Consider the following 14,371-nt stretch of genomic DNA (forward strand, 5'->3'; position numbering starts at 1 on the left):
TTGTTTGAGGCATTGGACCGTCTGCTGCTGAACAAACTAAGATAGCTCCGTCCATTTGAGCAGCTCCTGTGATCATGTTCTTAACATAGTCAGCATGTCCTGGACAGTCAACGTGAGCATAGTGTCTATTTTCTGTTTGGTACTCAACGTGTGCTGTATTGATAGTGATTCCTCTTTCTTTTTCTTCTGGAGCCTTATCAATTTCATCATATTTGAATGATTCTGCTAATCCTCTGTTTGCTAATACTGTTGTGATTGCAGCTGTTAAAGTTGTCTTACCGTGGTCAACGTGACCGATTGTTCCAATGTTTACGTGTGGTTTACTTCTTTCGAATTTTTGCTTTGCCATTGTAAAATCCTCCTTTAATCTTTGTAATAAACTTTGCCTAGCGTTTTCTAGCTTTTGGGTAATATATTGAGCTCACTACAAAGACTAAAGCAATTTATCATTACAATAATCGCTACTAGTGAGCGTTCAACTATATTGGAGCTCACGATCGGGATTGAACCGACGACCTCCGCCTTACCAAGGCGACGCTCTGCCTACTGAGCTACGTGAGCATTGCCATCATAATATGGTTTATAGTTTAATATACCAATTATAAAGTTTACTATTGTTCAAAAAATTTGTCAATAAGAATTTAGTGACTTATTTTTCGGTATATAGACATTTTTCAAGCTTTCGTTTAACTCTTTGTAATGCATTGTCTATAGACTTAGCTTGCCTATCTAAATCACAGGCTATTTCCTGATAAGACTTTCCATCCAAATAGGACTGAAGTACTTCCATTTCTAAATCAGATAAAACTTTCGCCATTTCACCTTCTATATGTTCTAACTGTTCTTTTCCTATTATAAGTTCCTCTGGGTCAGTTATTTTTAATCCTGATAAAACATCAATTAAAGTTCTATCTGATTCTTCCTCATAAATAGGCTTATTTAAAGATATATATGTGTTTAATGGTATATGCTTTTGTCTTGTAGCTGTTTTAATAGCGGTTATTATTTGTCTAGTAATACATAATTCCGCAAAAGCCTTAAAACTTGTTAGTCTATCAGATTTAAAATCCCTTATAGCTTTATATAATCCTATCATACCTTCTTGGTAAATATCTTCTTTGTCTGCTCCAATGAGAAAATACGACTTAGCTTTAGCCTTTACAAAATTCTCATATTTTGATATTAAATAATCTTGAGCTCTACTATTTCCTTTTTTTGCTTCTTCAACTACTTCTTCATCTAACTTATTTTGAAATTCTACAAACAAGCTTACCTCTCTTTTGGTACTCTCCACTATATATCACCCCTTTAAGCCATACATTATAATAAGTATATATAAAGTATATATACTAGTAAACATTTATTTGCTACGCCTTATAGCCTCTAATTTTTTAAAGATATCTTCATCTATGTTATCTCCCAAATGATTTTTAGATGAATACATATTTTTCAACGTTTTATTTTTTATTCTTCCTTGAGTTTCTATAACTTCGTTATAAAATTCAAGAGCAGATATTCTTACTGCACCTCTTTGAAAAATAGTCTGTTGTTCAAGCCAATCTGATGTAACAACATAAACTTCAAATCTTCTACCTAAATTATGAACTTCTCTTTCTATGTAAGAATCTGCTGTTTCACCATCCTTTGTGAATACTGTACTTATATTACTGTTTATATCTTCTTTCTTTTCAATGCTTCTATTTACTTTATGTGCATCGAACACTATTATTATCTTACAATCTTCATAAACTGAATAATTATGTAAACTATCTATCAAGCTCTGTCTTGCCCCATCAAAGCTATAGTCCTTTTGCTTTTTTAGATTAGGCCAACTATTTATAACATTATATCCATCAACAAATATTATTTTCACATGTTACCTCTTTAACTATGCTATTTTAATAGTCTTCCCTTTAATATTTCATACATCATTATACCACCAGCAACTGAAGCATTTAAAGAGTTAATTTTTCCTATCATCGGAATTTTCACTAGCTTATCACATTTCTTTAAAGTAAGTTTAGATATACCTCTTCCTTCGCTACCTATAACCATGACACATGGGCCATTAAAGTCAACTTGATAGCTATATTCTTCTCCTGCTATATCTGCACCATATACCCATAGTCCTGATTCTTTAAGTTCATCTATAGCTGCATTAATATTTGTCACCTTTGCTATCTTCATATGTTCTATAGCTCCTACAGAACATTTATATACAGTAGATGTTATTCCAACATTTCTTCTTTTCGGTATTATTATTCCGTGAACTCCGCATAATTCTGCTGTTCTTATTATAGACCCTAAATTATGTGGATCCTCTATTTCATCTAGTATAACTATAAATGGATCTTCGCCTTTTTCCTTTGCATCCCTTAGCATATCTGCAATTTGGCAATACTTAAATGGTGTAACCAAAGCTATAACTCCTTGATGATTTGTACCATTACTCATAGCATCTAGTTTTTTCCTATCTACTTCCTTTAATACTAATCCCTTTTCTCTTGCAATATTTATTATTACTTTTATAGAGCCCTCCATATTACCATTTGCTATATATATACACTCTATAGTTCTATCACTTTTTAGTACTTCCATTACAGCATTTCTGCCTATAATTAAATCTTCTCTAGTTTCCACTTCACTTACAATAGAAGGATTTTCTCTAGTGTAATTATTCACTTCCTTATTTTCTTTAACAAATTGTCTTTTACCTCTAATAGGTGTGCCCTCGATCATTTGTCTTTCCATTCTAGCTTTCATTCTAGCTTCTCTATTTCCCTTAGTCATATAAGATCACTCCTTATTTCTATTATATACTTTTCCTTAGTTATGTTAACTGTATTTCTGTAGATTTTTCTAATATATTATATAGTCTTTCTTTATTTCCTATTAAATATAAATATCCTAATAGAGCTTCAAAGCCTGTTGCATTTCTATAATCTATAACATCTGCATTTTTAGGAACAGTTGCAGATTTTGTATTTCTTCCTCTTTTATAAATATACAATTCATCTTCTGTTAAAGTATCTTCTATATTATGCATTATTGCAGACTGACTTTTAGCTTTAACGTATCCAATTGCTTTCACATGCATTTTATGTGCAGATAATTCAGTATTATTAGATAGTATAAAATTTCTTATATATATCTCATATACTCCATCTCCTATTAAAGCTAACTGCAAAGGATTTAATCTCCTAGCTTCTTCTTTACTAAACTCTCTCACTCTTAAATCCTCTAACATACTTTTCTCTCCTTTAAATAAAGGCTGCACAACTGCAGCCTTCTAGACTAATTTACTTTTTTCCATCTAACTCCTTGAGGGGTATCTTCTAAAACTATATTTCTAGCTTTTAAATCATCTCTTATTTTATCAGCTAAAGCAAAATTTCTATCTTTCCTTGCCTGCTGTCTTTCCGCTATTAATTTTTCTATTTCTTCCTCTAAACTTCCTTTAGTAGACTTTTGAAGAATACCTAATGGATTTCCTAATTCCCTTATTAAACTTAATGCTGATTCACAAAGTTCTTTAGATGAATCTATTGATACATTAGTGTTTATATCTTTTATAAGATCAAATATTGCCGTAATTGCATCTGCTGTGTTAAAATCATCATCCATCTTTTCTATATATTTTTGTCTATATTTATCTAGAGATTCTAAATAAGCCTTTTCATTTTCATCCATAGTTTCTTTCTTAACTTCACTAATTAAGTTTTCTAAATTAGAAATAGCATTATATAATCTTTCTACTGATGCTTTTGCAGATTCTAATAAATCATCACTGAAGTTTAATTGTACTCTATAATGTCCTGATAACATTAAAAATCTCACTATATCAGCATCGTATTGTTTTAATATATCTCTTGCAGTTAAAAAGTTATTTAATGATTTAGACATTTTTTGATTATTAATATTTAAAAAGGCTCCATGTAACCAGTATCTTGCAAATGGCTTTCCTGTTAAAGCTTCACTTTGTGCAATTTCATTTTCATGATGTGGAAATGCTAAATCCATCCCACCGGCATGTATGTCAATTGTATCACCTAAAATCTTCTTTGCCATACATGAACACTCTATATGCCATCCTGGTCTTCCCATTCCCCATGGACTTTCCCAAGCTGGTTCACCCGGCTTTTGAGCCTTCCATACTGCAAAATCCATTGGATCTTCTTTTCTTTCATCTACATTTATTCTAGCTCCAGCTTGTAGGTCTTCTAAATTTTGACCTATTAACTTTCCATAGCCTTCAAACTTCTTTGTTCTAAAATAAACGTCCCCATCAACTTCATATGCATAATCTTTTTCAATTAAACCACTAACAAATTCTATTATATCTTGAATATATTCAGTAGCTCTTGGATTTATAGAGGCCCTCTTTATATTTAAACCATCAGCATCTTTATAATATTCGTCGATATATCTATCTCCTATATTTGAAACTGTAGTGCCTTCTTCATTTGCTTTATTTATCATTTTATCATCTATATCTGTAAAATTTTGAACATATTTAACATTATATCCTCTGTATTCTAAATATCTTCTTATTGTATCAAATATTATAAAAGTTCTACCATTTCCTATATGAAAGTAATTATATACAGTTGGTCCGCATACATACATCTTGACTTCTCCAGGTGTTAATGGTATAAATTCTTCCTTCTTTCTCGTTAAACTATTATAAACTTTCATCGAATTACCTCCTATCTTACAGATAATTTATTTTTCTCAAACTCTTCCCTAACTCTATTTACAGCTTCTTCTATTTTTATATTTTCCATTTCTGATGTTCTAAGTTTAAATTCTACTTCACCATCAACAATCTTCTTTCCAACTGTTATTCTCATTGGTATTCCCATAAGGTCTGAATCTTTAAACTTAACTCCTGCTCTCTCATTTCTATCATCTAGTATTACATCAACCCCAATAGCTTTCAATTCTTCATATATCTCGTTAGCAATTTTCATTTGTTCTTCATCCTTAATATTAACAGGAATGATATTAACGTGATATGGCGCTACAGATAAAGGCCAAACTATTCCATTTTCATCATTATGTTGTTCTATTATTGATGCCATTGTTCTTGTTACTCCAATACCATAACAACCCATTATAAATGGCTTTTCCTTACCATTTTCATCAATAAAGTTAGCATTCATAGCCTCTGAATACTTTGTTCCTAATTTAAATATATGACCTACTTCTGTTCCTCTTGAGATAGTTACTTTACCACCACAAACTGGACACTTTTCGCCTTCAGTTATATTTCTATAGTCTCCAACTATACCATCAAAGTCTCTTCCGTAATTTACATTTTCAATGTGATATCCTGTTTCATTAGCTCCCACAATAAAATTGTACATGTTTATAATTTCTTCATCAACTAATAATGCATCTACATTTATATTTATAGGACCAGCAAATCCAACTTGTGCATTAGTTGCTTTAAATACTTCTTCTGGAGTAGCCATATTTAAATTTGTAACTCCACCTAAGGCATTTGAAACCTTAACTTCATTTACTTCTCTATCGCCTCTAACCATTACTGCTACTATTTTCCCATCAGCATTAAATATTAATGTTTTAGCGAACTTCTTTTCAGTTGTATTGAAAAATTTAACTAGTTCTTCTATTGTCTTAACATTTGGCGTTTCAGTTTTAACTAACTCTTTTAATTCTTCTACTTCTGCTTTCTCTGCAGTTGATGGAGCTTTTTCTATATTAGCTGCATAATCACAAGCAGTACAGAATACAACATCATCTTCTCCTACTTCTGACTTCACCATAAATTCTGCTGAATTTGATCCTCCAATTGCTCCTGAATCTGCTTCAACTGGCTTAGCATCTATTCCACATCTGTTAAATATTTTAATATATGCTTCTCTCATTTTATTATAAGAAACATCTAATCCTTCTTGATCCTTATCAAAGCTATATGCATCTTTCATTACAAATTCCCTAGATCTCATAACACCAAATCTTGGTCTTCTTTCGTCTCTATATTTAGTTTGTATTTGATAAAGATTTATTGGTAATTGCTTATATGATTTAATTTCATTTCTTGCAATGTCAGTGAATACTTCTTCATGAGTTGGTCCAAGGCAAAAATCCCTATTATTTCTATCTTTAAGCCTAAACATTTCTTCCCCATAAACATCCCATCTTCCAGACTCTTGCCAAAGTTCTGCAGGTAAAACCGCTGAAGCTAGGAATTCTTGTGCACCTGCATTATTCATTTCTTCTCTTACTATATTCTCTACATTTTTTAAAACCTTTAATCCTAAAGGCATATAATTATATATACCTGATGCCATTTTTCTTATCATTCCAGCTCTTAGCATTAATTTATGGCTATCTATCTCAGCTTCTGCTGGAACCTCTCTTAATGTTGATATTAACATATTAGACATTTTCATTTCTGCTTCCTCCTGTTAATGTTATTATTTTATATGTATTTTTTAATTCTTGTTATTAGTGTATCTTTATAAATAATAAAAAAAGCCCACCCTAATTGCTTAGGGCGAACTTATATCGCGGTACCACCTAAATTTGTTCTCGAAAATGATAACGGTATTAAACCGATAGTTTTTACCTATAACTCCAAAGCTGGTTCAAATCCTATTGAAAATTTTACAGCCCATGAATTTTCTCTCTGAAAGGCGGATTTTACTATTCTTCTTCACTGTTTTAAGACTATTAATTTTTAGCTTAATTAATTATATATTCTACTAAAACTTATGTCAATATAATAAACTATGTATTATATTAGCTTTTCTGCAAGTATTAAATCCTCAGGGGTAGTCACCTTTATATTAGTATATTCACCTTTATATAAATACACTTTATGGTTATACATTTCTACCACCATTGTATCATCTGTAACATTAATATTATTTTCTTTAACTCTATTATGACACTCTTTTATTACTTCTAGCTTAAAAGTTTGTGGAGTTTGAATTGCAAGTAATTTACTTCTATCTGGAGTTGAATCAGAAAACCCATTTTCATCAACAACTTTTATAGTATCTTTTGGCATTACCCCAGGTGCCGCTGCTCCATAAAGCTTTGCATACTTTATACCATCTTTTATAACTCTTTCAGATACAAACGCTCTTGCTCCATCATGGATAAGCACAATCTCAGAATCATTTATTTTTTGTAATGCATTATAAACTGAATCCTGTCTTTCTTTTCCACCTTCAACTATCATATCAACTTTTAAAGAGTACTTTTCTAATATTTCTTTATTACAATATTCTATTTCGTCTTTAGGTAAAACTAAGATTATTTTATCTATTTCCTCGCAATCAGAAAACTTCTTTAAGGTATAATACAAAATTGGTTTGCCATTAAGTTCTATAAACTGCTTACTAATTTTAGCACCCATTCTTTTACCTTTTCCACCTGCTAAAATTATAGCACTTACCATATAAACACCTACTTACTATTCTTTCGCTTCTATTCTTTTGGTTTTCCAAATATCATTCTTCCAGCTGCTGTTTGTAGTACAGATGTTACTATAACTACGATTTGTTCTCCCATGAATCTTCTTCCACCTTCTACAACTATCATAGTTCCATCATCTAAGTACCCAATTCCTTGAGTAGCTTCTTTACCATCCTTAACAACAATAACCTTCATTTCTTCACCAGGAAGAACAACAGGTTTTATTGCATTTGCTAATTCATTTATATTTAGAACAGGTACGCCTTGGAATTCAGCAACCTTATTTAGATTAAAGTCATTTGTCACAACTTTTCCTTTAAGAGTTTGTGCAAGCTTTAATAACTTACTATCAACCTCTTGTATTTCTGGAAAATCACCTTCCCAAATCTGAGTTTCAATTTCAAGTTCTTTTTGAATTTTATTTAATATATCAAGCCCTCTTCTTCCCCTATTTCGCTTAAGAGAATCCGCTGAGTCTGAGATATGCCTAAGTTCATCTAAAACAAAGCTTGGTATAACTAATGGACCTTCAACAAATCCTGTTTGACATATATCAAAAATTCTACCATCTATTATTACAGATGTATCTAGCACCTTTGGATTATTTTTTGCATTTACTTTTGATTTCTTTTCTTTAACATTATTTTTCCTTAGGTTTACAAGAATATTTGATATGTCATCCCTCTTTTCAACAAATATACTAGCAAATATTATTGCAAATATTAAGTTTAAAAGCACAAATAATATTGGACCTAAGCCATATAAATCTATACGGTTTAATGGTAGTCCTATAAGAGACGTTAGTATTAACGATATTAATGCACCTAATCCACCATAAAGAAGTTCCGCCGCCGTAAGTCTTTGGATATTTTTTTCAATATATTCAATAACTTTAACAATAGAGTCATAAATACGTGGTGAAACAAAATATAATATAAGTCCAAATAATAAAGTTAAAATAATACGTAATGATATGATTGCAATTGGTTTAGATAAAAAAGACATTTCTTTTAAAATAGATATATTTAGTAGCATTCCACTAATGATATATCCACTAATAAATCCTATTATAGTAAATATAACTCTTATAATCTTTTTTAACATAATGTCACCTCCCTGTATTATTGTTTTAAATTTTATGCATCTATATACTTCCTTAGAAGTTTATATCATTATACCATATAAAGGTATTATCTAAAATGAAGAATTCTTAAAATCTTATTAATTTAAAATACCCCCTATAAAAATACAAGCATATTAGATATCATTATATTGAAGTTAGGCAAATAATTAACTTTACTAAAAATAATTATATTTTAAAAACAGCCATAATTTTTTTAAGGAGTTGAGGCATATGAAAGATATAATTTTTGATAATTTTCAAAATGATGTCAATGAATCATTACTACGTCATAAGAGCATTCTAGATATAGTAACTAAATATAGTGAATCTAGTGCTAGAGTCAATAGAGCACTAGCTAAGTCTGTGACTAATTGTGGTTGTATTAAAATATCAGCTAAAAAACAAGAAAACATATCTTCCAATAATGATGATATTAATAATTTTAATTATTCGTTAAATAATCATCTTGAAGGAAAACTTTGTGATAATTGTCGCGATATTATTGAAAATGAAATCGGAAACAATTTATTTTATCTTACTTCTTTATGTAATTGCTTAGATTTAAACTTATATGACATATTATTAAAAGAAGAAAATAAAATGAATATTCTAGGTAAATTTACACTTAGATAAACTCAAAGCAGGTCAGAAAGCCTGCTTTTGTATTATTATCTATTTGTTTTACTTTTATACATAATTTTACTAAATTTCATTTTTTAAATATATTTGTTCCTTTATTCTTCTTAGCCCATTTTTAATAGCTTTTGATCTTGCTTCACCTATTCCTTCAACTTTATCTAACTCATCAGTATCAGCTTCAATAACATACTTAAGCTCTTTAAAATGTTTTACTAAATTTTCAATTACTGATACAGGAATTCTTGGAACCTTAAATAAAATTCTAAAGCCCTTTGGTGAAATTAAGGAATCTACTAATGATGCTCCTGAATATCCTAAAACCTTGGCAATCAGATCTAAATCAACTAATTCATCTGAGCTAAGCATTTGAATTTCATTATATATTTCGTTATAATCCATATCCATCCTACAATAGTCCCTTATTAATAAAATCCCATCTCTTTCTATGAATCTTATAAGTTCACTAAGTTGCATTGAAATAAGTCTTCCTTCATTTCCAAGTTCAACTATATATCTTTGTATTTCTTCCACAACTCTCATAACCATCTCAGTTCTCTGTATTGCAGTTACAACATCAAAAATAGTAGTCAAATCCTGAAACTCCAATAAATTTAAATTATTTATCACTCTCTCTAGAACATTAACATATTTCTCTAGTGTTTGTATTGCTTGGTTTGCCCTCGCAAGTATTATACTACTTTCTTGAAGTACATACTTCAAATCTCCTTTATAGATAGTTATTATATTTCTTCTTTGAGAAATTGCTACAACTATATTGCCAGTTTGCTTTGCTACTCTATTTGCAGTTCTATGCCTGGTTCCAGTTTCATATGTTGTAAGTGTATGATCTGGTACAAGTTGTGTATTAGCACAAATGATTCTTTTTAAATCTCCACTTAATACAATAGCACCATCCATCTTAGCTAATTCATAAACATATGCTGGTGAATATTCTGAATTAATATTGAATCCCCCATCAACAAGATCCATCACCTCATCACCATCACCAATAACAACTAATCCCCCTGTTTTAGCTCTTAATATATTATCTAATCCTTCTCTCAAAGCAGTTCCTGGACTCATAAGCTTTAATATATTTTTTATTTCTTCATCATCTTTTATCCTCATACACTCACCTAATCCACTAGAATATCTTACTAATAGCCTCTCTTAAATTACTTACTCCTATTATATTTGTAGTATTACTACTAACTTTATCTTTGTTTCTTTCTGGAATTATAGCATTTTTAAAACCCATTTTTTCAGCTTCTTTAATTAACCTATCGCAGGACGAAATTGGCCTTATTTCTCCAGTAAGCCCAACTTCACCAACAATGACCATTCTTTCTAACTTAAAGCCTGTGTTTTTTACACTTGATAACAACGCTAATGCTAGACCAAGATCCCCAGTAGTACCATCTAAAGTAAGACCTCCAACTACATTTACATATACATCATATTTGTAAAATGGAACTTTCAACTTTTTTTCTAACACAGCAAGTATAAGCCTTAACCTTTGATTATCTATTCCAACTGCTGTCCTACTAGCCATATGAGTATTACTTTCACTTACTAATGCTTGCATTTCAACAAGTATAGGTCTAGTTCCTTCCATTATTCCTATAACAGCAGAGCCTTCTTGATTAAAGTTAGTATCCTCTAAGAATATTCTCGAAGGATCATATATTTCCTTTAATCCTTCTTCAGCCATTTCAAATACTCCAATTTCACTAGTTGTTCCAAAACGATTTTTCATAGTTCTTAAAACCCTAAATTCTTCAGTACGCTCACCTTCAAAATATAACACTGTATCAACCATATGTTCAAGAACTCTTGGCCCTGCAAGTTCCCCTTGCTTAGTAACATGCGCCACTATAAACAATGGTATATTTTGATTTTTTCCTATTCTCATTATTGCATTAGAACATTCTTTTACTTGTGATACACTTCCTGGAGCAGAAGTTACTGACTCTTTATAAACAGTTTGTATAGAATCAATTATTACGAAAACAGGATTCAATTCATTTATGTATGCCTCTATTAAATCAAGATTAGTTTCAGATAAAATGTATAGCTGTTCAGCATTCACGCCCAACCTATCCCCTCTAATCTTAATTTGCTCCTCTGACTCTTCTCCAGAAACATATAATACTTTTCCATATGATTTTGAAATTGAATTTGCTGTTTGTAGTAATAAAGTCGACTTACCTATCCCAGGATCTCCAGATATCAATGTTAATGATCCTCTTACTAATCCTCCTCCTAGAACTCTATTTAGCTCTTTTAAACCAGTATCATATCTTTGTTTTTCCCCTGATTTAATTTGTCCTATACTTTTAGGCATATTATCTAAAACTCTAACAGTGTTTATTTTACTTTTTATTTCCTTTTGAGTTTCTCTTACTTCTTCTACTAATGTATTCCATTTATTACAATCCGGACATTTTCCTAACCACTTAGGAGACTCATATCCACATTCTTGACAAACAAACATGGATTTAATCTTAGCCATAAAATTTACCTACCAATCTTATTAATTTTCTATATTAAATACATAAATGCCAGTATAGTATTAAGTCTACTATAACATTTATATATTATATATTTTTAATTTAAGTATATATTTTAATTCAATAATCTACACAGTTAAAATTAATAATACTATTTAATTAATATACTTAAATTAGAGCAATATGAATCAATAACTCTTTTCATATTTTATATAAGCTACTAAAACAGTAACTTAATTTGTATACTATAAATTACTTTTATATTCATCAAATTTTTAGATATTTATTGTAACTTATATATTGACTCTAGTTAAGCATTGCCCATAATTAATATATTTTAGCCTATACAACTTATACCTGCATAATTATTAAAATTACTATATTTAATATATCATAACAATATTATAAAACCAATCAATGATTATAAAAAAAAGAATTGTAATCTACTTCTAGTATTACAATTCTTAAAAATTCTTATATATTCTTATATATAAAGATACATATTACAATAATTTTGCTGCAGCTTCATCAACTATAACAACAACATCTCTGTGCATTTGTAGCATTGATGCTGGCATATTTGTACTTATCTTTCCACTTACCATAGCTTTTACAGCTTCTGCTTTTCCTTCACCGCTTGCTATAACTATTATCTTCTTTGATTTCATTATTCCACCAAGTCCCATAGTTAAAGCTTGTGTAGGAACCTCATCTATTGAGTTAAAAAATCTAGCATTTGCTTTTATAGTATCTTCTGTTAATCCTGTTAAATGAGTTCCTGATACTAGTTCTTCATCTGGTTCATTAAATGCTATATGTCCATTGTTGCCAATGCCTAATAATTGGAGATCTGTACCACCTAACTCAGCTATTTTAGAATCATATCTTATGCATTCTTCTTCTATATTTTCAGCTAACCCATTTGGAACATAAGTATTGTTCTTGTCAATATTAATATGATTAAATAAATTTTCATTCATAAAGTATCTATAACTTTGAGGATGATCTCCACTTAATCCTATATATTCATCTAAATTAACAGTCGTAACTTGTGAGAAATCTATTTCCCCTTCTTTATTCATTCTGATTAATTCTTTATACATTCCTATTGGAGAACCACCAGTTGCTAAGCCTAATATAGCGTTAGGTTTAGATTTTACTACTTTAGCCATTTCATGAGCCGCTTCCTTGCTTAACTCTTCATAATTCTTAGTTATTATAAGTTTCATCGTATTTTCCCCTCTCGTCTAGATATATTAACTTGCAAAATAAATTTATCTGATCTATATATTGCTTCTTCTAAGAAAATCATTTTATTATTATGATCATAAGTCTTACTTATAATCTTTAACATAGGTACTTGCTTATCCACACTAAACATTCCTTTTAATTCATCATCCATTATTACTGATGCTATTGAAGATTGTGAATAATCAACTACATAACCAAAGCCTTCTAATATCTTAAATAATGAGCCATTTAGCATTTCTTCATCAATATACCCACAGTAATCAACAGGTATAAAGACTGTCTCTAATGCTACACATTCATCATCAACTATACGCTTTCTTTTAATTTTATATATCTCATCTAAAGAAAATATATCTGCTAGGTGCTCTGGAGTATCTATTTTACAAAACTCAACAACTTCAGATTTTAATTTTTTTCCCATTTGCTTTATTATCTCTGTAAAGCTCATCATATCTTGTTGCTTGAAAGTTTGTTCACACACAAATGTTCCTTTACCTTTAATTCTTAAAAGAACACCTTCTTGCACTAATTCTCCTATTGCTTGTCTAATAGTCATTCTACTAACACCATATATTTCACATAGCTCTCTTTCACTCGCTATGCATTCACCCGGCTTCCATACGCCTTCAGATATTTTTGATATTAAATCATTTTTTAGTTGATAATAAACTGGAATTGGACTACTTTTATCTATCATTATTAAGCCTCCTATCAATATTATATTAAAAATCGTTATAGATGTCTAGACCAGTTGTGTAATTTATTTAATTTGTTATAAAAATTAAAATTTTGCAAAAAATAATCTTATAAACCATCAAGGAGATGATTTTATGATTAATAAAACATACTTTTCTAATATTCAATCTAGAAATATCATAAAAGATGATAATAAGAAAAATTTATCTGAAGATTTCTTGTCTAACTCTACGGACAATTCTTTAGATAATATGATTCTTAACTCAAATCTAGAAAATCAAAATATTATAAAGTGAATTTTATTTATATTTTCCCATTGATATAATACCATATTCTTTATTTTAATAAAATACAGGATATTTATTGTATTTGATGGTGAAATGGTGTAAAATTTATATTAAACAATATTAATTATCTATTGATAATAGCAAAGGAGTGTTTATCCAATGGTTAAAGTTTATAGTACAAATTCTTGTCCATGGTGCGTAAAAGCAAAAAATTATTTAAAATCAGTTAATGTTGAATTTGAAGATTTAAATGTACAAGAAGATATGACTGCTAGAGATGAAATGATTAGCAAATCAAAACAAATGGGAGTTCCTGTTTTAGATATAAATGGAACAATTATTGTAGGTTTTGATAAAAATGCTATAGATTCAGCTTTAAATATTTAATATTTGAACATAAGGGAGATATAGTATAT

16 protein-coding genes and 1 tRNA gene are annotated in these 14,371 nt (G+C 29.7%); 3 read left to right on the forward strand and 14 right to left on the reverse strand.

Going from position 1 to position 14,371, the window contains the following annotated elements; all coding sequences use genetic code 11:
* From NSA50_RS17595 to NSA50_RS17640, 10 genes are all read right to left on the reverse strand, one after another.
* Window positions 1–349: GTP-binding protein (locus NSA50_RS17595; RefSeq protein WP_257447272.1), on the reverse strand; the 349-nt coding region annotated here is incomplete at its 3' end.
* 136 nt (window positions 350–485) lie between these two features.
* Window positions 486–561 (reverse strand) — tRNA-Thr (locus tag NSA50_RS17600).
* Window positions 562–649: 88 nt separating this feature from the next.
* Window positions 650–1,294, reverse strand: coding sequence for an RNA polymerase sporulation sigma factor SigH (gene sigH / locus NSA50_RS17605; RefSeq protein ID WP_195264661.1), 645 nt, complete (start codon window positions 1,292–1,294; stop codon window positions 650–652).
* Window positions 1,295–1,360: 66 nt separating this feature from the next.
* Window positions 1,361–1,873 carry an NYN domain-containing protein gene (locus NSA50_RS17610; RefSeq protein ID WP_195264659.1) on the reverse strand — a complete coding sequence of 171 codons (513 nt, stop codon included), beginning with the start codon at window positions 1,871–1,873 and terminating at the stop codon, window positions 1,361–1,363.
* Window positions 1,874–1,893: 20 nt separating this feature from the next.
* Window positions 1,894–2,790, reverse strand: a complete 897-nt coding sequence (gene rlmB / locus NSA50_RS17615; RefSeq protein WP_257447279.1) for a 23S rRNA (guanosine(2251)-2'-O)-methyltransferase RlmB — start codon at window positions 2,788–2,790, stop codon at window positions 1,894–1,896.
* Between the two features lie 40 nt (window positions 2,791–2,830).
* On the reverse strand, window positions 2,831–3,247 hold the full coding sequence (locus tag NSA50_RS17620; RefSeq protein WP_008681222.1) for a Mini-ribonuclease 3: 417 nt from the start codon (window positions 3,245–3,247) through the stop codon (window positions 2,831–2,833).
* A 47-nt stretch (window positions 3,248–3,294) separates the two neighbouring features.
* Window positions 3,295–4,695, reverse strand: coding sequence for a cysteine--tRNA ligase (gene cysS, locus NSA50_RS17625; RefSeq protein WP_195264653.1), 1,401 nt, complete (start codon window positions 4,693–4,695; stop codon window positions 3,295–3,297).
* 11 nt (window positions 4,696–4,706) lie between these two features.
* Complete coding sequence (locus tag NSA50_RS17630; RefSeq protein WP_195264651.1) at window positions 4,707–6,419, reverse strand: proline--tRNA ligase; 1,713 nt, start codon at window positions 6,417–6,419, stop codon at window positions 4,707–4,709.
* Between the two features lie 344 nt (window positions 6,420–6,763).
* Window positions 6,764–7,432 carry a 2-C-methyl-D-erythritol 4-phosphate cytidylyltransferase gene (ispD, locus tag NSA50_RS17635; protein WP_195264649.1) on the reverse strand — a complete coding sequence of 223 codons (669 nt, stop codon included), beginning with the start codon at window positions 7,430–7,432 and terminating at the stop codon, window positions 6,764–6,766.
* Window positions 7,433–7,461: 29 nt separating this feature from the next.
* Window positions 7,462–8,553 carry a PIN/TRAM domain-containing protein gene (locus NSA50_RS17640; RefSeq protein ID WP_195430730.1) on the reverse strand — a complete coding sequence of 364 codons (1,092 nt, stop codon included), beginning with the start codon at window positions 8,551–8,553 and terminating at the stop codon, window positions 7,462–7,464.
* A gap of 250 nt (window positions 8,554–8,803) precedes the next feature.
* On the opposite strand from NSA50_RS17640, the gene NSA50_RS17645 reads away from it, so the two are divergent.
* Entirely contained in the window at window positions 8,804–9,205 is a 402-nt protein-coding gene (locus NSA50_RS17645; RefSeq protein WP_257447288.1) for a nucleoside triphosphate pyrophosphohydrolase family protein, read from the forward strand.
* A gap of 69 nt (window positions 9,206–9,274) precedes the next feature.
* On the opposite strand, the gene disA is transcribed toward NSA50_RS17645, so the two are convergent.
* The 4 genes from disA to NSA50_RS17665 form a co-directional block, all read right to left on the reverse strand.
* On the reverse strand, window positions 9,275–10,339 hold the full coding sequence (gene disA / locus NSA50_RS17650; RefSeq protein ID WP_195264643.1) for a DNA integrity scanning diadenylate cyclase DisA: 1,065 nt from the start codon (window positions 10,337–10,339) through the stop codon (window positions 9,275–9,277).
* A gap of 16 nt (window positions 10,340–10,355) precedes the next feature.
* On the reverse strand, window positions 10,356–11,723 hold the full coding sequence (radA, locus tag NSA50_RS17655) for a DNA repair protein RadA (protein ID WP_195264641.1): 1,368 nt from the start codon (window positions 11,721–11,723) through the stop codon (window positions 10,356–10,358).
* Window positions 11,724–12,224: 501 nt separating this feature from the next.
* Window positions 12,225–12,950 carry a glucosamine-6-phosphate deaminase gene (nagB, locus tag NSA50_RS17660; protein ID WP_195430727.1) on the reverse strand — a complete coding sequence of 242 codons (726 nt, stop codon included), beginning with the start codon at window positions 12,948–12,950 and terminating at the stop codon, window positions 12,225–12,227.
* Entirely contained in the window at window positions 12,947–13,669 is a 723-nt protein-coding gene (locus NSA50_RS17665) for a GntR family transcriptional regulator (RefSeq protein ID WP_195264637.1), read from the reverse strand. Before NSA50_RS17665 ends, nagB begins: the two co-directional genes overlap by 4 nt.
* 133 nt (window positions 13,670–13,802) lie before the next feature.
* Here NSA50_RS17665 and NSA50_RS17670 point away from each other — a divergent pair, with 133 nt between their 5' ends.
* Window positions 13,803–13,964, forward strand: coding sequence for a hypothetical protein (locus NSA50_RS17670; protein WP_195430724.1), 162 nt, complete (start codon window positions 13,803–13,805; stop codon window positions 13,962–13,964).
* Between the two features lie 150 nt (window positions 13,965–14,114).
* Window positions 14,115–14,342, forward strand: coding sequence for a glutaredoxin family protein (locus NSA50_RS17675; protein WP_195264633.1), 228 nt, complete (start codon window positions 14,115–14,117; stop codon window positions 14,340–14,342).
* Window positions 14,343–14,371 lie beyond the last annotated feature (29 nt).

Origin of the sequence: Clostridium mucosae, from assembly GCF_024622765.1 — a bacterium.
GTDB lineage: Bacteria > Bacillota > Clostridia > Clostridiales > Clostridiaceae > Clostridium.